Annotated in this window: 29 protein-coding genes and 1 pseudogene; 18 read left to right on the top strand and 12 right to left on the bottom strand. The window is 72.2% G+C overall.

All coding sequences use genetic code 11. From position 1 onward, the window contains the following. Positions 1–3 precede the first annotated feature (3 nt). Positions 4–684 carry a hypothetical protein gene (locus ABZT49_RS17310; protein WP_355287453.1) on the top strand — a complete coding sequence of 227 codons (681 nt, stop codon included), beginning with the start codon at positions 4–6 and terminating at the stop codon, positions 682–684. 197 nt (positions 685–881) lie between these two features. Beyond that, positions 882–1,037, top strand: a pseudogene (locus ABZT49_RS17305) (glyoxalase superfamily protein); the annotation flags it as partial. A 662-nt stretch (positions 1,038–1,699) separates the two neighbouring features. On the opposite strand, the gene ABZT49_RS17300 reads toward ABZT49_RS17305, so the two are convergent. Genes ABZT49_RS17300 through ABZT49_RS17290 form a run of 3 tightly spaced genes read right to left on the bottom strand, consistent with a single transcriptional unit; the run spans position 1,700 to position 5,007 of the window. Continuing rightward, positions 1,700–2,701, bottom strand: coding sequence for a hypothetical protein (locus tag ABZT49_RS17300; RefSeq protein WP_355287449.1), 1,002 nt, complete (start codon positions 2,699–2,701; stop codon positions 1,700–1,702). Then, positions 2,698–4,638, bottom strand: coding sequence for an AAA family ATPase (locus ABZT49_RS17295; RefSeq protein ID WP_355287447.1), 1,941 nt, complete (start codon positions 4,636–4,638; stop codon positions 2,698–2,700). Before ABZT49_RS17295 ends, ABZT49_RS17300 begins: the two co-directional genes overlap by 4 nt. Before the next feature lie 24 nt (positions 4,639–4,662). Next, complete coding sequence (locus ABZT49_RS17290; RefSeq protein ID WP_355287445.1) at positions 4,663–5,007, bottom strand: hypothetical protein; 345 nt, start codon at positions 5,005–5,007, stop codon at positions 4,663–4,665. Between the two features lie 265 nt (positions 5,008–5,272). Here ABZT49_RS17290 and ABZT49_RS17285 point away from each other — a divergent pair, with 265 nt between their 5' ends. The 4 genes from ABZT49_RS17285 to ABZT49_RS17270 all read left to right on the top strand — a co-directional run bounded on the left by ABZT49_RS17285 (position 5,273) and on the right by ABZT49_RS17270 (position 7,020). After that, positions 5,273–5,677: a hypothetical protein gene (locus ABZT49_RS17285; RefSeq protein WP_355287443.1), complete on the top strand. Its 405-nt coding sequence runs from the start codon at positions 5,273–5,275 to the stop codon at positions 5,675–5,677. A 71-nt stretch (positions 5,678–5,748) separates the two neighbouring features. Further along, positions 5,749–6,048 carry an acylphosphatase gene (locus ABZT49_RS17280; protein ID WP_355287441.1) on the top strand — a complete coding sequence of 100 codons (300 nt, stop codon included), beginning with the start codon at positions 5,749–5,751 and terminating at the stop codon, positions 6,046–6,048. 11 nt (positions 6,049–6,059) lie between these two features. Further along, positions 6,060–6,764, top strand: a complete 705-nt coding sequence (locus ABZT49_RS17275; protein WP_093566382.1) for a DUF599 domain-containing protein — start codon at positions 6,060–6,062, stop codon at positions 6,762–6,764. Next, the gene (locus tag ABZT49_RS17270) at positions 6,754–7,020 is read left to right on the top strand and encodes a DUF3253 domain-containing protein (protein ID WP_355287439.1); all 267 of its coding nucleotides are present in this window, start codon (positions 6,754–6,756) and stop codon (positions 7,018–7,020) included. Before ABZT49_RS17275 ends, ABZT49_RS17270 begins: the two co-directional genes overlap by 11 nt. On the opposite strand, the gene ABZT49_RS17265 is transcribed toward ABZT49_RS17270, so the two are convergent. The 5 genes from ABZT49_RS17265 to epmA all read right to left on the bottom strand — a co-directional run bounded on the left by ABZT49_RS17265 (position 7,021) and on the right by epmA (position 11,365). Further along, positions 7,021–7,809, bottom strand: a complete 789-nt coding sequence (locus ABZT49_RS17265) for a YdcF family protein (RefSeq protein WP_355287437.1) — start codon at positions 7,807–7,809, stop codon at positions 7,021–7,023. A 26-nt stretch (positions 7,810–7,835) separates the two neighbouring features. Further along, positions 7,836–8,543 (bottom strand): ribonuclease activity regulator RraA, encoded by a 708-nt coding sequence (locus tag ABZT49_RS17260; protein ID WP_355287435.1) that lies wholly within the window; start codon positions 8,541–8,543, stop codon positions 7,836–7,838. A gap of 109 nt (positions 8,544–8,652) precedes the next feature. Next, on the bottom strand, positions 8,653–9,270 hold the full coding sequence (locus ABZT49_RS17255; protein ID WP_355287433.1) for a glutathione S-transferase family protein: 618 nt from the start codon (positions 9,268–9,270) through the stop codon (positions 8,653–8,655). Continuing rightward, positions 9,246–10,316 carry a lysine-2,3-aminomutase-like protein gene (locus ABZT49_RS17250; protein WP_355287431.1) on the bottom strand — a complete coding sequence of 357 codons (1,071 nt, stop codon included), beginning with the start codon at positions 10,314–10,316 and terminating at the stop codon, positions 9,246–9,248. Before ABZT49_RS17250 ends, ABZT49_RS17255 begins: the two co-directional genes overlap by 25 nt. Beyond that, complete coding sequence (gene epmA / locus ABZT49_RS17245) at positions 10,313–11,365, bottom strand: EF-P lysine aminoacylase EpmA (RefSeq protein ID WP_355287429.1); 1,053 nt, start codon at positions 11,363–11,365, stop codon at positions 10,313–10,315. Before epmA ends, ABZT49_RS17250 begins: the two co-directional genes overlap by 4 nt. 166 nt (positions 11,366–11,531) lie before the next feature. Here epmA and efp point away from each other — a divergent pair, with 166 nt between their 5' ends. After that, on the top strand, positions 11,532–12,101 hold the full coding sequence (gene efp / locus ABZT49_RS17240; RefSeq protein WP_048427843.1) for an elongation factor P: 570 nt from the start codon (positions 11,532–11,534) through the stop codon (positions 12,099–12,101). Positions 12,102–12,200: 99 nt separating this feature from the next. On the opposite strand, the gene ABZT49_RS17235 is transcribed toward efp, so the two are convergent. Continuing rightward, entirely contained in the window at positions 12,201–13,184 is a 984-nt protein-coding gene (locus ABZT49_RS17235) for a DUF1624 domain-containing protein (protein ID WP_407943520.1), read from the bottom strand. A 296-nt stretch (positions 13,185–13,480) separates the two neighbouring features. On the opposite strand from ABZT49_RS17235, the gene ABZT49_RS17230 reads away from it, so the two are divergent. Beyond that, positions 13,481–14,119 (top strand): cold-shock protein, encoded by a 639-nt coding sequence (locus ABZT49_RS17230; protein ID WP_355287424.1) that lies wholly within the window; start codon positions 13,481–13,483, stop codon positions 14,117–14,119. Positions 14,120–14,213: 94 nt separating this feature from the next. Continuing rightward, positions 14,214–14,708 (top strand): DUF192 domain-containing protein, encoded by a 495-nt coding sequence (locus tag ABZT49_RS17225; RefSeq protein ID WP_355287422.1) that lies wholly within the window; start codon positions 14,214–14,216, stop codon positions 14,706–14,708. A gap of 136 nt (positions 14,709–14,844) precedes the next feature. Here ABZT49_RS17225 and ABZT49_RS17220 read toward each other — a convergent pair whose 3' ends face one another. Further along, positions 14,845–15,060, bottom strand: a complete 216-nt coding sequence (locus ABZT49_RS17220; protein ID WP_093566372.1) for a hypothetical protein — start codon at positions 15,058–15,060, stop codon at positions 14,845–14,847. Positions 15,061–15,277: 217 nt separating this feature from the next. Here ABZT49_RS17220 and ABZT49_RS17215 point away from each other — a divergent pair, with 217 nt between their 5' ends. Next, entirely contained in the window at positions 15,278–15,526 is a 249-nt protein-coding gene (locus tag ABZT49_RS17215) for a hypothetical protein (RefSeq protein WP_355287421.1), read from the top strand. Between the two features lie 13 nt (positions 15,527–15,539). Beyond that, positions 15,540–15,992 carry a GNAT family N-acetyltransferase gene (locus ABZT49_RS17210; protein WP_355287420.1) on the top strand — a complete coding sequence of 151 codons (453 nt, stop codon included), beginning with the start codon at positions 15,540–15,542 and terminating at the stop codon, positions 15,990–15,992. A 4-nt stretch (positions 15,993–15,996) separates the two neighbouring features. Here the strand turns inward: ABZT49_RS17210 and trhA are convergent, their stop codons facing one another. Both trhA and ABZT49_RS17200 read right to left on the bottom strand, forming a co-directional pair. Then, on the bottom strand, positions 15,997–16,722 hold the full coding sequence (gene trhA, locus ABZT49_RS17205; protein ID WP_355287418.1) for a PAQR family membrane homeostasis protein TrhA: 726 nt from the start codon (positions 16,720–16,722) through the stop codon (positions 15,997–15,999). 92 nt (positions 16,723–16,814) lie between these two features. Beyond that, positions 16,815–17,915, bottom strand: a complete 1,101-nt coding sequence (locus tag ABZT49_RS17200) for a COX15/CtaA family protein (protein WP_355287417.1) — start codon at positions 17,913–17,915, stop codon at positions 16,815–16,817. 247 nt (positions 17,916–18,162) lie between these two features. On the opposite strand from ABZT49_RS17200, the gene ABZT49_RS17195 reads away from it, so the two are divergent. From ABZT49_RS17195 to ABZT49_RS17165, 7 genes are all read left to right on the top strand, one after another. Next, complete coding sequence (locus ABZT49_RS17195) at positions 18,163–18,999, top strand: GntR family transcriptional regulator (RefSeq protein WP_355287415.1); 837 nt, start codon at positions 18,163–18,165, stop codon at positions 18,997–18,999. Further along, positions 18,963–20,108, top strand: a complete 1,146-nt coding sequence (locus ABZT49_RS17190) for an ABC transporter substrate-binding protein (protein WP_355287451.1) — start codon at positions 18,963–18,965, stop codon at positions 20,106–20,108. Before ABZT49_RS17195 ends, ABZT49_RS17190 begins: the two co-directional genes overlap by 37 nt. A 2-nt stretch (positions 20,109–20,110) precedes the next feature. Beyond that, a complete protein-coding gene (locus ABZT49_RS17185; RefSeq protein WP_355287413.1) occupies positions 20,111–20,983 on the top strand; it encodes a branched-chain amino acid ABC transporter permease in 873 nt (290 codons plus the stop codon). Then, on the top strand, positions 20,980–21,951 hold the full coding sequence (locus ABZT49_RS17180; protein ID WP_355287411.1) for a branched-chain amino acid ABC transporter permease: 972 nt from the start codon (positions 20,980–20,982) through the stop codon (positions 21,949–21,951). The genes ABZT49_RS17185 and ABZT49_RS17180 overlap by 4 nt, the downstream gene beginning before the upstream one ends. A 4-nt stretch (positions 21,952–21,955) precedes the next feature. After that, positions 21,956–22,702, top strand: coding sequence for an ABC transporter ATP-binding protein (locus ABZT49_RS17175; RefSeq protein WP_355287410.1), 747 nt, complete (start codon positions 21,956–21,958; stop codon positions 22,700–22,702). Then, positions 22,695–23,396, top strand: coding sequence for an ABC transporter ATP-binding protein (locus ABZT49_RS17170; protein WP_355287408.1), 702 nt, complete (start codon positions 22,695–22,697; stop codon positions 23,394–23,396). The genes ABZT49_RS17175 and ABZT49_RS17170 overlap by 8 nt, the downstream gene beginning before the upstream one ends. 4 nt (positions 23,397–23,400) lie before the next feature. Beyond that, a partial coding sequence (locus tag ABZT49_RS17165) for an MmgE/PrpD family protein (RefSeq protein ID WP_355287406.1) occupies positions 23,401–24,764 on the top strand: 1,364 nt, incomplete at its 3' end.

Genomic DNA, 24,764 nt, shown 5'->3' with positions numbered 1-24,764 from the left:
CGCATCAGCACCCCCGCCCTCCTCGAATCCTCGACCCTGCTCGAACGCCCGGGCCAGCGCCGCAGCGCCGTGCGCGGCACGGCTCCGCGCCGCGGGACCGCGCTGGCACCGGCGGTGCCGCGGCAGGCTCTCATCGCGGATTTCCTCGCCATCGCGGCGCTCGACCCGGTGGTGGAGCGCCTGCGCGCCGCGCCCAACCCGGTCCGACTGACGCTCGGCGACACGGTGGTCGAGCACGCCGCCGATTTCGAGCAGGTGCGCACCGACGAGCCGGGCCTGCTCGTCGACGTGGTGGCGGAGGGCGATCTCGGGCGGCACCCCTTCCGCACGGCCTACGTGGCGGGCGAGCCGGTGGTGGCCGAGGACGGCCGCCGCTTCGTCATCGAGAGCGCTGCGACCTTGCGGGCCGAGCCGCGGATCTCGACCGTGCGCCTGATCATGGCCTGCCGCCGGGCCTACGTCTCGGCCGGCGACCGGGTGCGGATCCTGCACCACCTCGACGAGTGCGGCACCGGCCGCCTCGTCGAGTGCGCCGCCATGGCGATCAACGCCCAGGACGGCGTCGCGGCGGTGCTGGCGCTCGCGGTCGAGGGGCTGGTGGCGGTGGATATCAGCCGCCCGATCCTGCCGGAGACGCCGGTGCGGCGGCGGGCGTTGCCCTATCCGGATCCGTTCGGGTTCTGAAGGCCCCGGCTTGACGCGGCGGCCCGACTCGCCTTTTGATCGCGGCCGGGCCGATGCAGTCCGCCGCCTGCACCCCGTCCGGGGTTCGGTGAATGCATCGTTCGCGAGGCGCACCCGTTCTTCCCCGTCCGTCGGGCGAACCGGTCAGCAAGGCAGGCCCTGATCCCTCTGGTTCGCCCGCGAGCAGGGATTGGATCATGCGCACCTATCGCGACGCCAAGGCGATGGCGAAGACCCTCCGTGAGGAACTGGGCCGGCGGGGCACGGCCCTGTCCCACGGCGAGTGCCTGGAGATCGTCGCCCGGCTTTTCGGCCTCGACAACTGGAACATCCTCTCGGCCCGCCTGACCGCTCCGGTCGAGCCGGCGCGGGAGGCGACTCTGGTGCGTCCGGCCGGCTGGATCGTCTCCGGGTCGAAGCCGCACCTCTACGAGATGGGCGTCGATCCGTCGACGCCCTACGGAAACGGCCGGGCGGCCGTGATCCGCTGCCGCTACGCCGAGGACGATCCCGCCTACGCGGCGATGGAGAAGGGGTTCGCCACGCTGATGCAGAGCGTTGCGGCCGCGCCGTTCCGCGGGCGCCGGGTCTGCCTCAGCGCCGAGCTGCGGGTGCAGGACGTCGTCGGCGCCGCCACCCTGTGGCTGCGGGCCGACGCCGCCATCGGCCGGAGCGTCGCCTTCGACAACATGGAGGAGCGGGCGGTCGACGGGCCGCTCACCGGCACGCAGGGCTGGACCGCCCGGCGCATCGTGCTCGACGTGCCGGAGCAGGCCGAGACGCTGCATTTCGGCTTCTACCTCCGGGGCAGCGGCCGGGCCTGGGTCGGCGGCTTCGCGCTCCGCGAGGCTTCCCCGGAGGATGCGGCCACGGTGCTCGCCCGCGTCCGCCCGGAGCCGACCAACCTCGATTTCGCCTTGCCGGCGGAGGCGATGGCGGGCTGAACCGGTTCCTCGACGGTCGTCATCTCGAAGACGGGCCCGCTCGCCAAGGTCGGCCGGGCCTGCCTGCGCTCTCACGTGCCCCGCTTCGCCACCGCCGCCTCGACCAGCGAGCGGATCGCCGCCCGCACCGGCTCCGGGGTCTCATCGCGAGAGAACTTCGCCTCGATCTCCTCGCGGATCAGGGCGCCGTCGTCGCTGCGGGCGAGGTCGGTAGTGGTCTCGGCCTGGAGGAGGGAGACGAAGGCGCTCTCGACCCGGCCGATCGCCTCCGGCGAGGCGTCGGCCGCGACCTGGCGGCCGGTGAGGTCGAATACGTCCGTCGCGAAGGGCAACCGCTCCTCGCCGAGCGAGAGGTCGCCCGACAGCACGAAGACGGCAGGGACGTGGGCGATCAGGTCGATCGAGCCGCGGGTGATGTTGCCCGGGTTGACCCACAGCGTGTCGCCGATCCGTACCGGCGCGTGGCGCTTGTGGACGTGGCCGTTGAGTGCCAGCGCGCAGCCCCGGATCGCCTCCGGCGGTACCGCGCCCGGGTAACCCGCCCCGAAGGCGAGGTCGTGATGGGTGAGCCAGACGGTGTGGTCGGCGCAAGGGAACAGCCCGCGCGCGTCCGAGGGGATCGCCTGCCCGAAGGGCGTGGCACCGAGGCCGATCAGGCGGTCCCCCACCCGGTACTGCGCCGCCGGGCCGGATTCCGGCACCGCGTCGAGGACGTCGCTCACCGCCAGCATCGCCAGGCTGTCGCCGTCCGACAGGCGGGTGTGGCGGATGTCGTGGTTGCCGACATTGGCGAGCGGGCGATGGTGAAACCCCTTGAGGACCCGGATCAGGCGCGACTTCAGGCTCTCGTCCGGCTCGACCGGCCGCTCGAACAGGTCGCCGAGGAGCACGGGCGCGAGGTCGCGGTCGTTGGCGAGCGCGACGCAATGCTCGAGCTTGGCGAGGACCGGCGCCGGCCAGTCCGGATCCTTGCGCCGGCCGGGCCGGCGCGACGAGACGTGCGGATCGCCGATGACGAGGAGGCCGGCGCACGCGACCGGCGCGGCGTCGAGCCGCTCGCGCCCGAGGATCATGCCGCCTCCCCCGCCGGGACGTGGCGGTGGCCGGCGAGGAGAGCGGCGGGCGCGGCCGGCGTGCCGCAGGCCGGGCAGCGCCCGCCGGTCGCGGCCAGCACCTCCGCCATCTCGGCCTCCGCCGCCGCGAGCCCGTCGCGGGAGGCCGCCTCCCGGCCCTGCGCCTCGGCGAGGCGGCGGCCGATCTCGGCGAGGCGCCGGGCGGTCGCCGCCGCGTCCGGCCGAAGCACCGGCACGGGCGGCGCCGGAAGGTCGCGCAGAGCCTGAGCCCGTCCGTCCGCGTCGGCGAGGCCGGCCCGCAGCCGGCGCAGCCGGGCGGCGTGAGATGCGGCCTGGGCGGTGTCGCGCGGCTGCGGCGCCTCCGGCGGCAGGTCCGCCAGGGCCGCGACCCTGCCTTGCGCCCCTGCGAGATCGGCGACAGCGCCGAGCACGCGACGGCCGAGCGCCTCGCGGTTGCGCGCCTCGGCCAGCGCCCGGCCGAGGTCGGCCCCGACTTCCGGGCCCGGCAGGTCGGCGAGCGCCCGCGCCCGGGCGGCGGCCCCCGTCGCCAGGCGCTCGGCGCGGGACAGGCGCTCGGCCAGTGCCGCGCGGTCGCGCAGGCGCGCCGCCGCCCCAGCGAGGGCGGCGGCCTGGTCATGCAGACCGTGCAACGTCTCGGCCAGGGCGTCGAGCCCGTCGAAGGCCGCGAGGCGCTCGTGCAGGCGGGTGATCTCGCGCTCGCCCTCGCGGATCGTGCGCTGGTCCTCGGTGACGCGCTCGCGCTGGAGCGCCTGCATGTCGCGGATCAGCCCGGCCTCGCGGCCGATCGACAAGACCGCCGAGCGCCGGGCCGGTTTTTCGCCGAGCAGGAAGACTGGGAATTTCTGGTGCGCGACGTGGACGTCGAGCTCCTCGACCCGGGTGATGCCGTAGAGCCGTTCGACCCAAGGAGGCACGTCGCGCCCGCCGGTCTCGAAGGTGGTGCCGGCCTCCTGCACCAGCGATCCGTCGGCCTCGTGCAGCGACCACAGGTTGACCGGGGTGCGCTTCGGCTGGCGGACGTAGCGGAGCACGCGGCCCCCGGCGACGCCGATCTCGACCCGGGCCGCGCTGCGGCCGGCCCGCACCAGGCTGTCGCGCACCTCGCCGTAGAACACCGCCCGCAGGGCCCGGATCACCGTCGACTTGCCGTAGTTGTTGGGCCCGACGAGGGCGTTGACCCCGGGCGAGAGCGGCAAGGTCGCGTCGCAGAAACCCTGGACGTCGATCAGGCGGATGAAGCGAAAGCCCGGCCTGTCGGGCGTCCATTGCGACGCGCAAGGACCGGCCGGGCCCTCGATCGCCACCCCGGTCTCGGGCCGCCCGGCGATGCGGCTGACGGTGAGCCCGGCATCGAACCCCGCGACGTCGTGGTGCGAGATCGCCAGGCACTGCACCCCGAGCCGGGCGGCGCCGTCGTCGAGCACCCGGTAGAAGGCCGGCACCCGCTCGGGCGCGATCCAGCAATCGGCCTCGTCGAGGGCGAGGAAGCGGCCGACGCCTGCCTTGACCACCGCGATCAGGCGGAGCGCCATGCCGACCACGTTGGTCATCGCGCCGCCATTGTCCTCCAGCACGTCCTCGCGCCCGCCATCCGGACGCTCGACCCCGATATCGAGGGCCGGCAGGCCGCGCTCGGTGGTGAGATCCAGCCGCACCGGCTTCTCGCCGGGCAGGACCTCCTGGACGAGCGCGGTGAGCAGGGTCTCGAAGGTCGCGACGCTGCGCCGGTTGGCGTCCTGCTGCAATTCGCGCAGGTAGGTATCGATAGCGTCGCGCTGCGCGAGCCGGCCCTTGGCGGCGGCGACGAGCCGCGTGCGCTCGGCGAGGGTTTTCTGGTCGCCGTCGCGGGCCGCCTCCAGGCGGGCGAGCAGGCGGCCGGCGCGGGTCAGCGCGTCCTGGATGTCGGCAGGTGTCACGGGTGTCTCACGCCGCGGTCGCCTTCAGCGGCCGGGATCGAGGGCGTCGAGGCGGTCCTGGACCGCGCGCAGGGACTGGGCGAAGGCCTCGACCCGGCGGGCATTCTCGGCCCTGGCCTCCTCGATCATCCGGCGGATCTCGGCCTCGTCGTCGGTGCCCAGCTCCTCGCGCGCCTGGGCCCGGGCGGCGGCGAGCTCGGCGGTCAGGCGCTCGACGTCGCTCTCGGCCCGGATCCGGTCGGCGCGCAGGCGCTCATAGGCCGGCTGCAGCGCCTCGAGGCGCCGCAGGGCCTCGACGTCGGGACCCGCCTCTCGCAGACCGGGGTCTTGCCCTTTGCGGCTGCGCTCCATCTGGCTCCTCGTGTTCATGTCCGCGGGACCGTGCTCGCGCGCGGGTACGCGGCTAGCCCGAACGGGCGTCGGCGCCGATGCGCCGGATCCCCCTTGTGCCGTGAGGTGGCATCCGGGCCGGGCTTTGGCAACAGCGCCGGCCGTCGAGAAATGTCCGTCGATCCCTGTTGACGACCTATGCAAATCAGCCCAGTGTTCCGGAAATGTTCCACACGACGAGCCGATCCGGGAGGCGGCGCGGCGTCGCGGCGGAACCTCCGCAGTGGAACCTTGGGAGACCCGCATGGAGACCACCCGCCTGGACGACGAAGCGGCCGAGGCTGCCCCGCTGTTCGAGAACCGGGACTGGCGCCTCCACGCGGACGGGCTGGAGCACCGGGAGACCGGCTACTTCATCGACCGCGACGCGATGGGCGCCAAAAGGCCGGACGGCCACTGGGAATGGCCGCTGCACCTCTCGGAGAAGAGCTGGTGCGGCGTGCGCAGCTTCCGCGAGGCCTTCACCGCCGCCCTCGACGCCTTCGGCATCGCGCCCGACCGCAAGCTCACCCTGTCCTTCGCGCTCGGCTTCGGCACCCGGGTCGGGGGGGCCGCGCCGGACGCCTTCGTGCCCCTCGCCGATCTGGTCCGCCTGCGGGCGCCGGCGCCGCCGATGTCGGTCCGCCCGCTGGTGGCGGCGAGCGCCTGAACACTCTCCCCCGGCGCCGGGAAATGCTCTAGAGCCCGCCGAGAGCGATATCGTGCGGGGAGTGGGCGGGCGTGAGCGGGCACCGCAGCGTGGAGATCATCGTCCGGGGCCGGGTCCAGGGCGTCGGCTACCGGGCCTGGACCAAGGGCGTGGCGGAGGCGCGCGGCCTCGCCGGCAGCGTCCGCAACCGGCACGACGGCAGCGTCGAGGCCCGCCTCGCCGGGCCGGCCGAGGCGATCGCCGCGATGATCGAGGCCTGCCGCCAGGGCCCGCCCGGCGCGCGGGTCCAGGATCTTGCAGTGCGGGACCTCGTCGAGAGCGAGCCGCAGGCCGCCGCCCCGCGCGGCGTGCAGATCCTGCCGACCGCCTGACGGGGCCCGGCATGAATCCGGATCTCGGGAGCAGCTTCTCGCTCCTCGACCTCGCGGCCCTCCTCTGCTTCCTCACGGCATGGTGGGGCTATTCCTACGCGGTCGAGCACCTGTCGGGGGGCAAGCGCAGCCTCAACGGCATGATGAACCGCTACCGCCACGCCTGGGCCGACCAGCAGATCGTGCGCGAGAACCGGGTGGTCGACACCACCATCAACGCCTCGCTGCAGAACGGAACCGCCTTCTTCGCCTCGACGGCGCTGATCGCCCTCGGGAGCGCGCTCACCCTGTCGCGCTCGTCCGACGACGCCCTGACGCTGTTCTCCACCCTGCCCTTCGGTGCGCCGATGACCCGGGCGGTGTGGGAGATCAAGGTGGCGGGCCTCGCGCTGATCTTCGTCTACGCCTTCTTCAAGTTCGCCTGGGCCTACCGGCTGTTCAATTACGGCGCGATCCTGATCGGCGCGGTGCCGCCGCGCGACGGCGACCCGGCGCTGATCGAGCGGGCGGCGCGGCGGGCCGCCGCCATGAACGTGGTGGCGGGCGGCCATTTCAACCGCGGGCAGCGTGCGTTCTTCTTCGCGCTGGCCTATCTCGGTTGGTTCGTGAGCGCTTACGTGCTGTTCGCCACCACCGCGATGGTGCTCACCGTGATGTGGCAGCGCCAGTTCGCCTCCGACGCCCGCCGGGCCCTGCAGGACTACGATGATCCCTGACGATTACGAGATCGAACTCACCCTGGTGCGCCTCGTCACCGATCGCGGGGCCGACAAGACCGTCTGCCCCTCCGAGGTCGCCCGCGCCCTCGGCGGTCCCCATCCGGACGGCTGGGGCCCCCTGATGCAGCCGGTCCGCCGCCAGGCGGTGCGGCTGATGAAGGCGGGCCGGATCGCCATCCTGCGCAAGGGCAAGGTGGTGGCGGATCCGGACGATTTTCGCGGGATCTACCGGTTGTCGCTGCCGCGCGAGTGATCACGGTCCCGGAAACACCGCCTCCGTGTACCCCGACGCCCGGTACGCCACGAGGCCGAGCCACTCGCGCACCGCGATGTCGAGCTCGAACAGGCCGTCCCCCGCCGTAGCGTGGATTCCGGCGGCGCCGGGGCCGGTGCGGTAATCGACCGGGTAGGCCGTTACCGTGAAGCCGGCGCGGCGGAAGCAGCCCATCGCCCGCGGCATGTGCCAGGCCGAGGTGACGAGGAGCCAGCGCTCGCCGGGCTTCGGCTTGACCAGCTCGGCGCTGAAGGCGGCGTTCTCCCGCGTGTTGCGGGATTTCTCGTCGTAGGTGATCCGGTCGGCCGAGACGCCGAGGGACGCGGCGTGGCGGCGCACGATCGTCGATTCGGACACCGCGCCGTCGCCGGTGAGCCGGCCGGAACCGCCGGCGAAGACCAGCGTCGCTTGCGGATAGCGCCGCGCGAGGTCGCCGAGCGCGATCATGCGCTCGCCGGCATCGTTGAGCACCATCTGATCACGCACCGCCGACAGCCCGGTCTCGACCGCGCCGCCGAGCACCACGATGCCGGCGACCGGCGCGCCGTCGTCGCGGAACGCCGGAAAGCGGTCCTCGAGCGGGCCGAACACCAGGGAGGCCAGCGGCGAGAGGCCGCCAGCGAGGAGGACGAGGCCGGCAGCCGCCGCGATCCCGAGGCCGAGGCGCCGCCAGCGCAAGGCCAAACCCGCCCCGACGAGCACCAGGAGCAGGAGCAGGTTCGAAGGCGCCGTGAGGAACCACAGCACCTTCGAGAGCACGAAGAACACCGGGAGCGGCCCGGGCTATGGGCGGATCAGGCCTTCGTCGCCGTCTCCGCCTCGTAGCGCGCCTTGGTCTCGGCGTTCGGCGGGTAGAGGCCCGGCAGGGCCAGGCCCTTGTCGACCTCGCGCATGATCCAGAGCTCGAGGCGCTCCTGCTCGACGGCGGCGAGGGCCACTTCCTCGGCGAGAGCCGCCGGGATCAGCACCGCGCCGTCGCCGTCCGCCACCACGATGTCGTCGGGATAGACCGCGACGCCGCCGCAGCCGACCGGCTCGCCCCAGCCGACGAAGGTCAGGCCCGCCACCGAGGCCGGAGCGGCGACGCCGGAGCACCAGACCGGCAGGCCGGTGCCCTCGACGCCCTCGCCGTCGCGCACGACGCCGTCGGTGATCAGCGCCGCGACGCCGCGCTTCTTCATCCGGGCGCACAGGATGTCGCCGAAGATGCCGGCATCCTGCACCCCCATCGCGTCGACCACCGCGATGCAGCCCTCGGGCATCGCCTCGATCGCCGCGCGGGTCGAGGTCGGGCTCGACCAGGATTCAGGGGTCGCCAGGTCCTCGCGGGCCGGCACGAAGCGGAGCGTGAAGGCCGGGCCGACCACCCGCTGCCCGGCGGCGAAACGCGGCATCGGTCCGCGCATCCAGCAGCGGCGGATGCCCTTCTTCAGGAGCACCGTGGTGAGGGTGGCGGTGGTGACGGCCTGCAGGGCGTCGAGGAGCGTCTTGTCGAGCGGCATCGGGCCTTCGGGGGCATGGGGTCTGTCGGACGGATCGAGACCTAGCCGATCCGGGGCGGGCCGGCCACGCCGTCAGCGCATGGCCTGAGAAAAGGCCAAGCTTTCGAGCTCAGCTCAACGGCGGCAGCGCCACGGCCGCGGCGGGCCGGACGCGGATGCGCTCGTACCAGGCCCGCAGGGCTGGCCGCTCGATGCGCGGCACGTCGAGGTGAAGCCAGCGATGGGTGGCGGCGCCGAGCGCGATGTCAGCCGCGGTGAACCGGTCGCCGACGGCGAAAGGACGGCCCATCAGGTGCGCGTCGAGAATCGCCGCGCACTCTTCGGAGGCCGCGACCGAGCGGTCGATCACGGCCTGGTCGCGCTGCTCCGGCGGCGTGCGCACGGTCTGCCAGAACGCGTCCCGGGTCGAGGGCGTGAAGCGCGTCGCCTGCCAGTCGAGCCACTGGCCGGCGAGGGCGGCCGCCCGCGGATCCTCCGGCCACAGGGTGCCGAGACCCTGCGTGCCGGCGAGGTAGCGCAGGATCGCGTTCGATTCCCACAGGACGAAGCCGTCCTCCTCCATGACCGGCACGAGGGCGTTGGGGTTGAGCGCCAGGTAGTCCGGCTCGCGCACCCGCCCGAAGGCGCCGCCGGCCTCGACCCGCTCGTAAGCGAGCCCCAGCTCCTCCAGCCCCCACACCGCCTTCTGCACGTTGACGGAACTCAGCCGTCCCCAGAGCCTGCGCATGGCGTGTCCTCCTCCTTCGGTGGGTAGGCGTGTGTTCCGCCCTTCGGGTCCGTGACGGTCCAGCCGGCGGGTCCCCCCGCCAGGTAGCCCGGGCCCACCGGCACCTTGCCGTATCCGCCCGGGATGTCGAGGACGTAGGTCGGCTGCGCCAGCCCCGACACCCGACCGCGCAGGGAGCGCATCAGGTCCTGGCCGTGATCGAGCGTCGTCCGCAGGTGGCCGGTGCCCGGGGCGAGGTCGCCGTGATGCAGGTAATAGGGCTTGATCCGGTTCTCGACGAAGGCCCGCATCAGCGCCGCCAGCGTCTTGGGGTCGTCGTTGATTCCGGCGAGCAGGACCGACTGGCTCACCATCGGGATCCCGGCATCGACGAGCCGCGCGATGGCGGCCCGGGCAGCCTCCGAGAATTCACGCGGGTGGTTGGCGTGGAGCGCCACGAACACCGCGCCCTCGAAGCGCTTGAGCGCCGCGACCAGATCCGCGTCGACCATCGCCGGATCGACCACCGGCACGCGGGTGTGCAGGCGCAGCACCCGCACATGCGGGATCTTTTGCAGTGCTGCGGCGATGCGGCCGAGGCGCCGGGGCGAGAGCACCAGCGGATCGCCCCCGGTGACCACCACCTCCCAGATCTCCGGGTGGTCGGCGATGTAGGCGAGAGCGACGTCGAGCTCGGACTCCGTGAGGCTGCCCTGCCCCTCCGGTCCCACCACCTCGCGGCGGAAGCAGAAGCGGCAATAGACCGGGCAGACATGGAGCGGCTTCAGGAGCACCCGGTCGGGATAGCGGTGGACGATGCCGGGGACAGGCGCGTGGGCCTCGTCGCCGATCGGGTCCGCCCGCTCCTCGGGGGCGGTGACCAGTTCCTCGGCGCGCGGCACGAACTGGCGGCCGATGCCGTCATCCGCGTCGGCGATCAGCTCGGCCACCTCCGGGGTGATCGAGACGGCGTAGCGCGCAGCCACCCGTTCGAGAACCGGCAGCCGCTCCGCCGGCACCAGGCCGCGCGCCGCGAGCTCGTCCGCCCTGCGGATCGATCCGCTCACCGGGAATACTCGGCGACCGGCGTCCAGAGCACGTCCTCGATCCGCCGCGCCCCGGTCGCCAGCATGACGAGCCGGTCGAAGCCGAGCGCGATGCCGCTCGCCTCCGGCATCTGCGCGAGCGCGCTCAGGAAATCCTCGTCGAGGGGATAGCGCTCGCCGTAGACGCGCTCCTTCTCGTCCATCTCGGCGGCGAAGCGCCGGCGCTGCTCGGCCGGGTCGGTCAGTTCGCCGAAGGCATTGGCGAGCTCGACGCCGCAGCAATACAATTCGAAGCGCTCCGCCACCCGCGGATCGGCCGGGCTCGGCCGGGCGAGCGCCGCCTCGGGGATCGGGTACTCGCACAGGATCGTTGCCCGGCCGCGGCCCAAAGCCGGCTCGACCCGCTCGACCATCACCCGGCTGAACAGGTCGGCCCAGGTGTCGTCGGGCGCGGTGCGGATGCCGGCCCCGGCCAGGGCGGCGGCGAGCCCGGCCCGGTCGGTGCCCGCATCCGGGGCCACCGTCGCCAGGAGGTCGATACTGGCAAAGCGCCGAAAGGCCTCCGCCACGGTGAGCCGTTCCGGCTCGGCGAACGGGTCGGCCTCGATCCCGCGCCACGTGAAAACTTTTGCGCCAGCGGTCTCGGCGGTGAGGGCCAGGAATGCAGCGCAGTCGCGCATCAGGCTGTCGTAGGTCTCCCCCACCCGGTACCATTCGAGCATTGTGAATTCCGGGTGGTGCAGAGCCCCGCGCTCGCGGTTGCGATAGACGGGACCTAAGCTGAACAGCCGCGCCTCGCCCGCCGCCAGCAGCTTCTTGCAGGCGAATTCCGGCGAGGTGTGGAGATAGAGCGGATGCATCGCCCCATCCGGCCCGATCGCCGTGGTGGCGAAGGCCGAGAGATGCGCCTCGTTGCCGGGCGAGACCTGGAGGATCGCGGCGTCGACCTCGACGAAGTCGCGGCCCGAGAACCACGCCCGCAGGGACGCGGCGATGCGGTTGCGGGCCAGGAGCCGCGGCCGGCGGTCGGCGTGGACGTGGGGGGCCCACCAGGGCGAGGCGGAGGTCATCGGGTCGGTATCATCGGCGAGATTGAGCGACGGCGGGCGACTGGCGGTCGCGCCTGAGATGCGATAGGGCGGGCCGAAGGCATCCTCTGCCGGCGCGGCGCGCGACGCCCGCGGCTTGGCGGACGCCGCCGCTCTCTGTCAACGCTTCCAGTCCAGGATTCGCCCCGTGCCGAAGGTCATCGCCAGCTCTCTCCGCAAAGGCAACGTCGTCGACAAGGACGGCCGGCTCTACGTGATTCTCTCCGCCGAGAACATCCATCCCGGCAAGGGCACCCCGGTCACCCAGCTCGACATGCGCCGGATCACCGACGGCGTGAAGGTCTCGGAGCGCTACCGCACCACCGAGCAGGTCGAGCGCGCCTATGTCGAGGACCGGGAGCACACCTTCCTGTACAGCGACGGCGAGGGGTTCCACTTCATGAACCCGGAATCCTACGAGCAGCTCGCCGTGCCGGAGGACGTGATCGGCGACATGGCCCCCTACCTGCAGGAGGGCATGGCGGTGATGCTCTCGACCCATAACGGCGTGCCGCTGGCGCTCGAGCTGCCCCAGCGCGTCACCCTCGAGGTGACGGATACCGAGCCGGTGACCAAGGGCCAGACCGCCTCCTCGTCCTACAAGCCCGCCACGCTCTCGAACGGCGTGCGCACCCTGGTTCCGCCGCATATCGGCACCGGCACCCGCATCGTCGTCATGACGGCGGACGGCTCCTACGTCGAGCGCGCCAAGGACTGATTTGACGCGGCGGGGGCTCAGCGCACCTCACAAAACTCCCGTTGCGCTGACGTCGCCAGAGCGAGCGACGACGGTGATCGGGAGTTTTGTGAGAGACACTCAGCCCCCGCCCGCCTCCCGGAAGCAGGCCCGCGACACCGCGATCGCCCGGGCCTGCTCCTCGCCCGTGTAGTCGCCGCCGGCCCGCCACAGGCGCTCAGCCCGCAGGCGCACCAGCACGCAGCGCGCCGCCACCCGGCAGGACGCCTCGGCTCCGCCGGCCTCGGCGCAGTTCGCCCGGTACTCGCCCAGGAACTGCGCCTGCCCCGCCCGCGGATGCGGCCCGGTCAGCGCCGCGACCCCGTAGAGCAGCCCGAGCAGCACGGGCTGGTGCACGAGGTAGACGGCGAGGCTGTGCCGACCGGCGAAGGCGGCGAGACGCCCGATCCGGCTCCGCGGCGCCCAGGCCCCGAAGCGCGAGGCGGCGAGGCGCGGCAGCACCAGCCGGCCGAGACCGACACCCGCCAGCACGAAGCCGAACCACGGGAACAGCGGCACGTAGTCGTTCGTCGTCGGCACGGTGGCGCCGAGCCCGAGAAAATACAGGGCCGGCGCATCGAGGAGCGGCGGTGATCCCGCGAGCGCCGCCAGCGCCGGCCCGGCGAAGACGAGGGCGGCGGCGAGCCCGACGACGGGCAGCGGCGCGCGAAGCGCCGGCAGCGCCAGCACGCTCGACAGGGCGATGCAGTGCAGGATGCCGAAGAAGATCCACGCCCCGGGAAACAGGAAGACGGTGGCGAGCGAGATCGCGGCCGCCGCCAGGGCGATGCGCCCGAGCCGCGCCAGATAGGGGCGCCACCAGCCGCTCCGCCGGCCCCGCGCCAGGACGAGGCTGACCCCGACGAGCACCAGGAAGCTGCCGGCGATGCCGTGCGCCGCCGCCCGCCCGAGCGGCGACAGGGCGGCGTTCTCGGGCGTCAACCGCAAGAAGCCGAGATCCCAGGTCAGGTGGTAGAGCGCCATCGCCAGGAGCGCGACGACGCGGGCGAGATCGATGACCGCGAGGCGCCGGACCGGCGCGGCGGAAGGGGGCGGGGTCTGAATAGCGGCGATCTCCGGGGCGGCGGATGGATGGCGTCATAGCCGAGGCTGGCGCTCCTGCCCGCCCCTGCGGCCAAACCACGCAGGATCCGGGGCGACGCCGTCTTTCGAGATGCAATCTTTGCGCGCTCACCCCGATGCCTGCCTCCCGGGATTGCAGAATGGGCACGCCCGAGGCGAATCCGGCGAGGACATCACCCCTCCGGCGTCTCAACTCGGCCGATTTGGGCTTCCCCGAAGTCATGACTTTGTTAATCTGCCGGTGAAGCGCGCGACGCGATTCGAGTGGGTTGCTTACGATGTCGGACGAGTTCGGTTCAGGCCCCGCCTGGGAACGGCCGGTGGGCGCGTTCGGAGAGGGCGCGCGCGACACCCGGCCCGGGCTCGACGCAGCGGTGGAACGCCCGACCGAACTCATCGAGGTCAGCGGCCGCATCAAGTGGTTCGACGTCGCCAAGGGCTTCGGCTTCATCGTGCCGGATAGCGGCGCGCCCGACGTGCTGCTCCACGTCACCTGCCTGCGGCGCGACGGCCACCAGAGCGCCAGCGAGGGCGCCCGGATCGTGGTCGAGGCGGTGGAGCGCCCCCGCGGCTGGCAGGCCTTCCGGGTGGTGTCCCTGGACCAGTCGACCGCGACCCACCCGGCCGAGCTGCCGATGCCGCGCACCCACGTCACGGTCGTGCCGACGAGCGGACTCGAGACCGCGGTGGTGAAGTGGTTCAACCGCCTGCGCGGCTTCGGATTCCTGAGCCGCGGCGACGGCACGCCGGACATCTTCGTCCACATGGAGACCCTGCGGCGCTACGGCATCGCCGAGCTGAAGCCCGGCGAGCACGTCATGGTCCGCTACGGCGACGGCTCGAAGGGCCTGATGGCTGCCGAGGTGCGCCTCCTGTCCGAGGCCAGCGTGGGGTCGGGACCGCCCTCCTCCCATTGACGCGAGCGGGCGCGCCGCAGCAATTTTCGATTCGCCTGCGTTTCCGGCGGCGACGACCCATCCCCTTCGCCGCAGACTACGCTAGCTCAGCCTCATGTCGCTCCGCTTCCCACGGCCCAGGGCCGCCCGTCTCCTGGCCCTCCCGCCGCGCCGGCTCCTCGCCGCGCTCGTCCTCCTGCTCCTGCCCACGGCGGTCCTCGCCGACGGCCCGTTCGAGCCGCTGACCATCGCCTCGCGCTCCGGCCGCCACACCTTCCAGGTCGAGGTGATGCGCGACGATGCCGGGCGGGCTCAAGGGCTGATGTTCCGCCGCACCATGGCGCCGGACCGCGGCATGCTGTTCGATTTCGAGCGCACCGAGCCGGTGGCGATGTGGATGAAGAACACCTACCTGCCACTCGACATGCTGTTCATCCGCGCCGACGGCACGGTGGCGCGCATCGCCGCCGATACCGAGCCGCTCTCGACCCGCACCATCCCGTCCGGCGAGCCGGTCCTCGGCGTGCTCGAACTCAATGCCGGCACCGCCGCGCGGCTGGGCCTGCACCCGGGCGACAGGGTCGAGCACCCGCTGTTCCGCGGGCGCTGAACGGATCCGGCGGCTTTGTGCCGCCGGAGGCCGCTTAGAGCATTTTCCGACGAAGTGGATACCGGTTCGTCGGAGAAAATGCGGCAAAATTAAAGACCTAGAGAGCTTCACGATCGCAGCGCGATCGTGAAGCTCTCTAGAAGCCGCGGTTCGAGATGCTGGGGATCGACGGCTGCGTGAACATGCGATTCACGTCGGGCCGGCGCTGGGTCCCGTTGGTGTCGTTCGAGCGCACGTAGTTCTTGCTGTCGAAGCTTTCGGAGAGGCCGGTGCCGCGCGAATCGCCGGCGCTGGTGCAGGCGGCGGCGAGGCCGGCGAGGGCGAGCGAAGCGGCGACGCGAAGGAGACGCATGAGGGGTCCTGACTTCCGGGCCGCGCGAATCGGGGGATTCTCGGCACTCACGATCCGGCCGGGGTGCCCGGCTCCCGCCCGCCCGTCAAGGCGCGGACGGACCTCGCGGTGGGAAACCCCCTCGCCTGTGCCCCCCGGGCCGCGCTCCGCGGAATGTGTGGAGGGCTGCGATTCTCCGGCTGGCGGAGTCCCGAGCTTTGCGCGAGAGTCCGGGCCGATGAGCAACGTCGTTCCCCTGCTGCGCCCGCGCCCGGCGCCCGATGCCGCCGCCCGCGCCACCGCGTCGGTCGTCTCCGACCTGGTGACGATTGCCGAGCAGCTGCACGACATCGGCGCCCGCGCCGCCGCCCTCGGCCGTCCCCGCAACGAGGCCGAGCGCACGGTGCAGATGGTGCTGGACGCCGTCACGTCGATCGAGCGGGCGCTCGACACGATCACGGATGGCGGGGATTACACGCCGTTCTGACCGGCAGACGCGCATGTCGATCGCGGTCCGCCGCCTCGCCCCCGGCGATATCACCCTGATCCGCGACCTCAACCGGCTGTTCGGCCGCGCCTTCGAGGATACCGACAGCTACGGCGCCGCGCCGCCCGGTGACGCTTACCTGACGGATCTGCTGGCAAAGGAGCACGTCTTCGTCATCGTCGCCTTTTACGGCGAGGACGTGGCGGGTGGGCTTGTGGCGTACGGCCTGGACAAGATCGAGCAGGCGCGGCGCGAGGTTTATCTCTATGACCTGGCGGTCGATGCGCCGCATCGGCGCAAGGGCGTAGCCACAGCCCTGATCGCGCATCTTCGGACTGTCTGTGGCGGCACCGTGATCTTCGTTCAGGCCGACCCGGGCGACGAGGCCGCCCTCGCGCTCTATGCCGGGCTCGGCGAGCGCGAGGACGTGCATCACTTCGACATACCGGTCTCGGTCGAGGTCTGACGGCTCACGCCCCCACATCGAGCACGCTGCGGAACACCGCCCCGTAATGGCAGGCTGCCGCTGCCAGCACGAAGCCGTGCCAGATCGCGTTCTGAAACGGCAATTGCCGCCAGACGTGGAAGATCACGCCGAGCGAGTAGAGCAGGCCGCCGGCGGCGAGCAGCCACAGGGCGCCCGGGGACAGGGCGGCGATGACCGATTCGTAGGCCATCAGCCCGCTCCAGCCGAGCGCCAGGTAGAGGGCGATCGCCAGGCGGTCGAAGCGGCCCGGCAGGGTCAGCTTCACGACGGCACCTGCCGCCGCCACGAGCCAGATCCCGGCGAGCAGCCCGAAGGCGAAGCCGTCGGTACCGACGAGCGTCACGAGCGGCGTGTAGGTGCCGGCGATCATCAGGAAGATCGTCGCGTGGTCGGCCCGGCGCAGGCGCCATTTCAGCCGGCCGACCGGGCACATGTTGTAGGCGGCCGAGGTGCCGAGCATCGCCACGAGGCCGGCGGCGTAGACCGCGACCGCGATCTTCTCGGAAGCGCTGAGGGTCGTGAGCGCGGCGCTGATCGTCAGCGCCAGGGCGCCGATCACGCCGAGGCTCACCCCGACCACGTGGACGACGCCGTCGGCCAGCAACTCCCGCTTCGTGTAGGTCCAGACGAGGTTCAAGGGACGGCCGTCCGGGGCGAAGCGCGGGACGGGTGCTGGTGAAACGTCCAGGGAAGACTCCTGCGCAAACATCAGGCCTCCGCTCCACGAATCCGGGAGATGGCCTCCCAGTCGACCGAGGGTAAAGCGGAAGCATGAACGTGGGACGAACGTTCCCGCGACACTCAGGCCGCGCGTCCGACGGCTGCCGCGACGGCGGGCGCGCGGCAGAGCCGGGCATGGGCGCTCGCCATGCCGAGCACCAGCATGGCGGCCACCTGATGGGCGAGCGCCGCCCAGAGCGGCACCACCAGGAGCAGCGTGACGATGCCGAGCGTCGCCTGCGCGGCAACGAGGCCGGCGAGCGCCGTCGCCCGCCGCGCCTCGCCGGTGCCGGGCATCAGGCGCCGCGCGTCGAGGGCGTGGAACACGGCGAGGATCAGCAGCGCGTAGGCGGTCAGCCGGTGGTTGAACTGCACCAGCGCGACGTTATCCACGAAATTCTCGATCCAGGGCGTGCCGGCGAACAGACCCCCGGGGGTGAGCCCGCCATCCATCAGCGGCCATGTGTTGTAGGTCAGCCCCGCCTTCGAGCCGGCGACGAGGCCGCCGAGCGCGATCTGCACCAGCACCAGGATCATCAACCCGAGCGCGGTCCGCGACAGCCGCGCCGGCACCGCCTCGTCGCGGCGGCGGTCGAGGCCGGAGGCGATCCAGACGAGGCCGGCATAGATCGCGCTCGCTAGCGTCAGGTGCAGGGCGAGCTTGACCGGCGCCACCGCGGTCATGCCGGGCTGGAGGCCCGAGGCGACCATGATCCAGCCCACGGCCCCCTGCAGCCCGCCGAACACGCCGAGACCGAGGAGGCTCAAGCCGAGACGCCGGTCGATCTGCCCGCGCCACCAGAAGACGAGCAGCGGCAGGAAGAAGGCGAGACCGATGAGCCGCCCGAGGAACCGGTGGCCCCATTCCCACCCGTAGATGAACTGGAACTCGGACAGGCTCATGCCCTCGTTCAGCAGCTTGTATTGCGGCGTCGCCTGGTACTTGGCGAATTCCTGGACCCATGCCTCGGCCGAGAGCGGCGGGATGGCGCCGGTGACCGGCTTCCACTCGGTGATCGACAGGCCGGAGCCGGTGAGCCGCGTCGCGCCCCCGACCGCCACCATCGCCACCACCAGGGCGGCCATGACGAAGAGCCAGGTCCGTACGGCACGGCGGGACCGGGGCGCCGCGGCGACGGGGGCCGCAGACGGGGCGAGGCTGATCGAGGAGGTGCTGCTCATACGCGCCCGATTAGCGGGGGCCGGCGCTCCCGCGCAACGTCCAGCGGTGCCGCACCGGTCTGTCGCGATCGCACAAGCTCTGACACGACCCGGCCCCCTCCCGTCCGGCACGCGAAAATTCCTGTGCCGGCATCCCACCTGTCCCAATTGACAGACAGCTACCTGTCTTCATAATCGGACAGGTAAGCGCTGACAGACGACCACGGGACGACCGTCAGTAAGCAAGCCGCGAGCCAGGGATGGCCCCGTGACCTCCGCGATCGAACCGCACAAGGCGCGCCGGCTCTACCTGCTGCTGCGCGACCAGATCACCAGCGGCCGGCTCTCCCCCGGCGCGCGGCTGCCGGGCGAGCCGGCGCTCGCCGCCGAGCACGGCCTCGCCCGGGTGACCGTCCGGCGCGCCCTCGATCTCCTCGCCGGCGAGGGGCTGGTGCGGCGGCGCCCTGGGTCCGGCACCTTCGTGCAGGGGCCGGAGGGGCCCCGGCCGGTGGTCGGCGACCTGCCGAACCTGCTCTCGGGCTTGATCGCCATGGGTCGTGCCACCGGCGTGCGGCTTCTGTCCTTCGAGTACGTCGCGGCGCCAGCGACCATCGCCGAGGCGCTGCTGCTGGAGCCCGGCGAGCGGGTGCAGCGCTCGGTGCGCGTGCGGCTGATCGACGGCCAGCCCTTCTCCTACCTCACCACCCACGTGCCCGAGCGGGTCGGCCTGTCCTACTCGGAGGCCGATCTCGCGGCGACGCCGCTCCTCGAACTGATGGAGCGCTCCGGCGTCACCGCCGACCGGGCGACGCAGGCGATCGGCGCGACGCTCGCCGGGCCGGAGGTGGCGCAGGCCCTCGACCTCGAGGTCGGCTCGGCGCTGATCGACCTGACCCGGGTGGTGTTCGATCCCTCCGGCGGCGGCGTCGAGCACCTCCACGCGCTCTACCGGCCGGACCGCTACGCCTTCCAGATGGACCTCCTGCGCACCGGCGATGCCGGCGAGCGCCGCTGGACGCCCGCCGCGCCGTCCTGCGCACCGGCCTCGCGGCGTCCTCGCTGGTGGCGATGCCGGCGATCCTGCGGGCGCAAGGCGCGGCCGTGAAGCTCGGCATCATCCAGCCGGTGACCGGCGCGCTGGCCAATGACGGCGATCTCGGCAAGCTCGGCGCCGAACTGGCGGTGCAGGACATCAACGCCGCCGGGGGCCTCAAGGCCTTGGGCGGCGCCAAGCTCGAAATCGTCTTCGCCGACAGCCGCTCGAATCCCGAGACGGCGGCGCAGGAGACCGAGCGCCTGAACGGCGAGGGCGTGGCGGCGATCGTCGGCGGCTTCGGCAGCGGGCTCTGCGCTACCGCGAGCCAGGCGGCCTCGCGCTACGACCTGCCCTACTTGATCGATGTCGGCGTCGCCGACCAGCTGACCCAGCGCGGGCTCAAGAACACCTTCCGGTTCTCGCCGAGCTTCGGCATGGTGACGAAGAGCGCGCTGGATCGCCTCGTCGCGCTCAACGACGCCGCCGGCAAGCCGGCCCGCACCGTCGTGATCGTCCACGAGGACGGGCTGTTCGGCTCGGGCCTCGCGAAGCTCCTTCAGACGGAACTGCCGAAGCTCGGCTTCCAGATCCTCGAGACCGTGTCGCATCCGAGCCCGGCCCGCGACATGGCGAACGTGGTTCTGCGCATCCGCTCGCTCCAGCCCGACCTCGTCATCCCGTCGAACTATTACGGCGAGTTCGTGCTGCTCGCCCGCACGCTGCTGCAGCAGCGCGTCCGGCCGAAGGGCATCTACGCGATCCTCGGCGGCGGTGCCTCGTCCCTGCGCTTCGTCAAGGAATTCCCGCAGGCGGCCGAGGGCGTGATGGATTGCAACCACTGGCCCGATCCGAAGAACCCGCTGACGGCCGATCTGCGCAAGCGTACGGAGGCCGCGGGCCGCGCCTTCGCCTACAACGTGCCGATGAACTACTCCGCCGTGCGGCTGATGGCCGAGGCGATCGAGAAGGCCGGGGCGCCCGACCGCCTCAAGATCATCGAGGCCCTGTCGACCCAGAGCTTTTCGAGTGGCGTGATGCCCTACGGCCAGTCGAAGTTTTCGAGCGGCCAGAACACCAGCGCGCTCCCGCTCAACACCCAGGTCCAGGGCGGCGACGTCAAGGTGATCGCGCCCGACGCCTTCGCCGAGGCGAAGGCCAACTTCCCGCTCAAGGCGTGACGATGTACGCGCCCCAGATCCTGATCGAGGCGGCTCTCAACGGCCTGATGACGGGGGCGGTCTACGCCCTCATCGCCCTCGGGCTGACCCTGGTCTACGGGGTGTTGCACATCATCAACTTCGCGCATGGCGCGCTCCTCACCGTCGCGATGTTCGCGGTCTGGGGCGCCTTCGCGCTGTTCCACCTCGATCCCTACTGGGCGATGATCGGGATCGTGCCGCTGATGTTTTGCCTCGGCTACGGGTTGCAGCGCTTCGTGATCGGCCCGGCGAGCCACGGCAGCGACAACAACGTTCTGCTCGTGACCCTCGGCCTGTCGATCGTGCTGGAGAACGCGCTGCTCGCGCTGTTCCGCTCCGACACGAGGGCGCTCGATTCCGACGCCGCGCTCCAGGTGGTCGAGCTCGGGCCGCTCCTGCTCTCGACGCCGCGGCTCATCGGCTTCGCCGCCTCGCTCGCCGTCACCGGTCTCCTGTGGCTCGTCCTCAACCGCACCGATACCGGCCGGGCGATCCGGGCGGTGGCGCGGGAGAAGCTGGGGGCCCGCCTCGTCGGCATCGAGGTCGACCACATCTACGCCGTCACCTTCGGGATCGGCTGCGCGTGCCTGGCCGTCGCCGCCTGCCTGCTGATGCCGACCTACTACGTCAACCCGCGCTCCGGCGCCGCCTTCGTGCTCGTCGCCTTCACCATCGTGGTGCTCGGCGGCATGGGGTCGATCGCCGGGGCCCTGGTCGGCGGCCTGATCATCGGCGTGGTCGAGAGCTTCTCCGGGCTCCTGCTCGGCGACAGCCTCGGTCAGATCGGCATCTTCCTGATCTTCATCCTGGTCCTGCTGGTGCGCCCGACCGGCCTGTTCGGAGCCCGCGCATGAGCGCCCGCGACCTCCTGCCCGTGATCCTGGCCCTCGCGGCGCTGGCCGCCCTGCCCTTCCTCGGCCTGTCGGGCAGCGTGCTCAACTTCCTGGTCACGACGCTCATCATCGCGCTCGCGGGCCTGGGCTGGAACGTGCTCGGCGGCTTCGGCGGTCAATACTCCTTCGGCCACGCCGCCTTCTTCGGCACCGGCGCCTACGCCACCGCGATCCTGCAGATGAAGCTCGGCTGGAACGCCTGGGGGGCGCTCGGCGCCGGGATCGGGCTCGGGGCGCTGACCGGTCTCGCCATCGGCTATTTGAGCTTCCGGGCGGGCCTGCGCGGCTCCTACTTCGCCCTGGTGACGCTCGCCTTCGCCGAGGTCTTCCGCATCCTGGCGAATTCCGCCGACTTCACCGGGGGCGCCGCCGGCCTGCTCCTGCCCCTGCGGCCGGGCCTCGCGACCCTGCAATTCGCCGATCGAAGGGTCTTCTACCTCCTCGTCCTCGCCTTCGTCGGCGTGGCGCTTCTGGTCTCGCGCTGGCTCGAGCGCTCGCGCTTCGGCGCCCACCTGATCGCCGTGCGCGAGAACGAGGAGGCGGCCCGCGCCCTCGGCGTCGATGCCCTCGCGGTGAAGCTGCGCGCCATCGCGCTCTCGGCGGCGATCACGGCGGCGGCCGGCGGGCTCTACGTGCAGTCCTTCCTCTACCTCGATGCGGGCGTGGCCTACGGCACCTGGATCTCGGTCGAGGCGCTGCTCGCCCCGATCGTCGGTGGCATCGGCACCGCCTTCGGGCCGCTCGTCGGGGCGCTGGCGCTGCAAGGCCTCGGCGAGGTCACCAAGCACCTCGCCGGCGGCGTCCCGGGGGTCGATCTCGTGGTGTTCGGCGCCTGCCTGATCGCCGTCATCGCCTTCGCGCCGCAGGGGCTGCTCGGCCTGCGCCGCCGGCGCAAGGCGTCCGGCCAGGCCGCCGCGGTGGGAGCCTGATCCGATGCTCGCCGTCGATTCCCTCACCAAAAGCTTCCAGGGCCTCGTCGCGGTCGATCGCGCCTCGCTCACCGTGCCGGCGGGCTCGATCACCGGGCTCATCGGCCCGAACGGCGCCGGCAAGACCACCCTGTTCGGGATGATCTCGGGCTTCCTCGCTCCGAGCGAGGGCCGGGTTCTGTTCGAGGGCGAGGACGTGACCGCGGAGGCGCCGCACCTGCGGGCGCGCCGCGGCATCGCCCGCACCTTCCAGATCGTCCAGCCCTTCGCGGGCCTGACGGTCGCCGAGAACATCGCGGTCGGCGCCTATCTGCGTCACCCGCGCCGGACGGATGCGGTGGCGAAGGCCCGCGAGGTCGGGACGCGGGTCGGTCTCGGCGACCAGCTCGACAAGCCGGCCGCCGACCTCACGGTCGCCGGGCGCAAGCGCCTGGAGGTGGCGCGCGCGCTCGCCACCGAGCCGCGGCTCCTCCTCCTCGACGAGGTCCTGGCGGGCCTCAACCCCTCCGAGATCCGCGATATCCTGCCGGTGGTGCGCTCCATCCGCGACGGCGGCGTCACCATCCTGATGATCGAGCACATCATGCAGGCGGTGATGACCCTGTGCGAGGAGGTCTTCGTCCTGGCGCAAGGGCGGATGATCGCATCCGGCCCGCCGCGGCAGGTCTGCGCCGATCCGGGGGTGATCGAGGCCTATCTCGGCAAGGGCGCGGCCGCCCGCATGAAGGCTGAGGAGGCGGTCGATGCTTGAGGTCTCCGGGCTCCGCGCCGGCTACGGCGCCACCGAGGTCCTGCGCGGCCTCGACCTCTCCGTGCAGCCGGGCGAGATCGTCGCGGTGCTCGGCGCCAACGGCGTCGGCAAGACGACGCTGAACAAGGTCCTGTCCGGAGTGGTCTCGGCCCGCGCCGGAGAGATCCGCTTCGACGGCCGGCCGATCACCACGGCTTCGGCCTCGGCGATCGTCGAGGCCGGGCTGATCCACGTGCCGGAAGGCCGCAAGATCTTCCCGAACCTGAGCGTGCACGAGAACCTGGTGCTCGGCAGCTACCGCCGCGGCCGGGCGCGGCGGGGGGAGAACATCGAGCGGGTCTTCTCCACCTTCCCGCGCCTGCGCGAGCGGGCGGCCCAGGCCGCCGGCACTCTCTCGGGCGGCGAGCAGCAGATGCTCGCCATCGGCCGCGGCCTGATGGCCGAGCCGCACCTGCTCATCCTCGACGAGCCCTCGCTCGGGCTCTCGCCGCTCCTCGTCGAGGAGATGTTCGCCCTCGTGCGCAATCTCAACAGCGAAGGACTGCCGATCATGCTGGTGGAGCAGAACGTGGTGCAGTCGCTCGATCTCGCGACCCGCGCCTACATCCTGGAGAACGGCACGGTCGCCCTGTCCGGCGACGCCGCGACGCTCGCCGCCGACCCGGCCCTGCGCCGGGCCTATCTGGGGCTGTAGTGCCATGGGCATCGTCACCCCCGGCATCGTCCCGGCGACCACGCTGCTGGCCGAGCCCGCTCCCGCCTGGCTTGGCCGCTGGACCGCCTTCGCGGCGGATCTCCACTTCTCCGACCTGCCCAAAGCGGCCGTCGACCGCGCCCGCCTCGTCCTGCTCGATTCCCTCGGCGTCATCGCCGCCGGGATGCGCGAGCCGGAATGCCGCGCCTTGGCGGAGCGCCTCGCCGCCCGCCGCCGGGGCGACGCGCCCGCGATCGGCAGCGGCCTGTCGCTCGATCCCCGCGACGCCGCCCTCGTCAACGGCGCGGCCGGGACGACCCTGGAGCTCGACGAGGGCAACCAGTACGCCCGCGGCCATCCGGCGATCCACGTCGTCCCGGCGGTGCTCGCCGCGGCGCAGGAGACCGGAGCCTCCGGCGCCGACCTGATCGCCGCTCTCGTCCTCGGCTACGAGATCGGCGCGCGGATCGGCATCGCCTCGAAACTGCGGGTGACGATGCACCCGCACGGCACCTGGGGCACGGTGGGCGCGGCGCTCGCGGTCGCCCGGCTCCACGGCGCCGCTGCCGGGATGATCGGCCGGGCGATCGGTCTCGCCTCGTCCTTCGGCCTCAGCACCAGCCGGCGCACGATGCTGGAGGGGGCGACCGTCCGCAACACCTATGCCGGCCTCTCCAACCAGCTCGGGCTCACCGCCTGGGATCTCGCGTCGAGCGGCTTCCTGCCGGAGCGCGACGGGATCGGGGTCGTCTATGGCGGCATTCTGGCCGACGATTTTTCGCCGGAAGCGATGGTCGAGGAGCTGGGCACCCGCTGGGAGATCGCCCGCAATTACTTCAAGCGCCACGCCGCCTGCCGCTACACCCACGGCGCCCTCGACGCCCTGGCGCAGATCCGCCGTGAGGCCGGCCCGCTCGATCCCGATTCGGTCCGCTCGGTCGAGGTCGCGACCTATGTCTGGGCGGCGCAGCTCGACCACCCGGCGCCCGAGACGATGCTGGCGGCGAAGTTCTCCCTGCCCTTCGCCCTGGCGGCGGCTTTGGTGCGGGGCGAGGCGGACACCGACGCGTTTCGCGACGAGGCGCGGGCCGACCGCCGCATCCTGTCTCTCGCCCGCCGGGTGATGGTGCAGGAGGATCCCGCCATGACCGCGCAACTGCCGGCCTTGAGGCCCGCCAAGGTCACGCTGACGCTGGCCGACGGCCGCAAGCTGTCGGCCCAGGCGCTCACCAACCGCGGCGACACCGAGGATCCGTACTCGGCCGACGACGTGCGGGAGAAGTTTCGCGCGCTCGCCGGGCCGGTCTGGGGGGAGGAGCGGAGCGAGGCGATCGTCGCGGCGGTGGCGGGGATCGATCGGGCGGAGGG

Origin of the sequence: Methylobacterium sp. EM32, assembly GCF_040593685.1 — a bacterium.
Classification (GTDB): domain Bacteria; phylum Pseudomonadota; class Alphaproteobacteria; order Rhizobiales; family Beijerinckiaceae; genus Methylobacterium.
The sequence above is the reverse complement of the archived record's forward strand: the minus strand, read 5'-3'. Positions and strand labels throughout refer to the sequence as shown.

Coding starts and splice junctions, on each gene's coding strand:
- ABZT49_RS17225 (WP_355287422.1), top strand. CDS start 14,214: ATGTCGCTCCGCTTCCCACGGCCCAGGGCCGCCCGTCTCCTGGCCCTC.
- epmA (WP_355287429.1), bottom strand. CDS start 11,365: ATGACCTCCGCCTCGCCCTGGTGGGCCCCCCACGTCCACGCCGACCGC.
- ABZT49_RS17290 (WP_355287445.1), bottom strand. CDS start 5,007: ATGAACACGAGGAGCCAGATGGAGCGCAGCCGCAAAGGGCAAGACCCC.
- ABZT49_RS17170 (WP_355287408.1), top strand. CDS start 22,695: ATGCTTGAGGTCTCCGGGCTCCGCGCCGGCTACGGCGCCACCGAGGTC.
- ABZT49_RS17285 (WP_355287443.1), top strand. CDS start 5,273: ATGGAGACCACCCGCCTGGACGACGAAGCGGCCGAGGCTGCCCCGCTG.
- ABZT49_RS17175 (WP_355287410.1), top strand. CDS start 21,956: ATGCTCGCCGTCGATTCCCTCACCAAAAGCTTCCAGGGCCTCGTCGCG.
- ABZT49_RS17215 (WP_355287421.1), top strand. CDS start 15,278: ATGAGCAACGTCGTTCCCCTGCTGCGCCCGCGCCCGGCGCCCGATGCC.
- trhA (WP_355287418.1), bottom strand. CDS start 16,722: ATGTTTGCGCAGGAGTCTTCCCTGGACGTTTCACCAGCACCCGTCCCG.
- ABZT49_RS17180 (WP_355287411.1), top strand. CDS start 20,980: ATGAGCGCCCGCGACCTCCTGCCCGTGATCCTGGCCCTCGCGGCGCTG.
- ABZT49_RS17300 (WP_355287449.1), bottom strand. CDS start 2,701: ATGATCCTCGGGCGCGAGCGGCTCGACGCCGCGCCGGTCGCGTGCGCC.
- ABZT49_RS17260 (WP_355287435.1), bottom strand. CDS start 8,543: ATGCCGCTCGACAAGACGCTCCTCGACGCCCTGCAGGCCGTCACCACC.
- ABZT49_RS17210 (WP_355287420.1), top strand. CDS start 15,540: ATGTCGATCGCGGTCCGCCGCCTCGCCCCCGGCGATATCACCCTGATC.
- ABZT49_RS17185 (WP_355287413.1), top strand. CDS start 20,111: ATGTACGCGCCCCAGATCCTGATCGAGGCGGCTCTCAACGGCCTGATG.
- ABZT49_RS17190 (WP_355287451.1), top strand. CDS start 18,963: ATGCCGGCGATCCTGCGGGCGCAAGGCGCGGCCGTGAAGCTCGGCATC.
- ABZT49_RS17275 (WP_093566382.1), top strand. CDS start 6,060: ATGAATCCGGATCTCGGGAGCAGCTTCTCGCTCCTCGACCTCGCGGCC.
- ABZT49_RS17270 (WP_355287439.1), top strand. CDS start 6,754: ATGATCCCTGACGATTACGAGATCGAACTCACCCTGGTGCGCCTCGTC.
- ABZT49_RS17230 (WP_355287424.1), top strand. CDS start 13,481: ATGTCGGACGAGTTCGGTTCAGGCCCCGCCTGGGAACGGCCGGTGGGC.
- ABZT49_RS17255 (WP_355287433.1), bottom strand. CDS start 9,270: ATGCGCAGGCTCTGGGGACGGCTGAGTTCCGTCAACGTGCAGAAGGCG.
- ABZT49_RS17220 (WP_093566372.1), bottom strand. CDS start 15,060: ATGCGTCTCCTTCGCGTCGCCGCTTCGCTCGCCCTCGCCGGCCTCGCC.
- ABZT49_RS17200 (WP_355287417.1), bottom strand. CDS start 17,915: ATGAGCAGCACCTCCTCGATCAGCCTCGCCCCGTCTGCGGCCCCCGTC.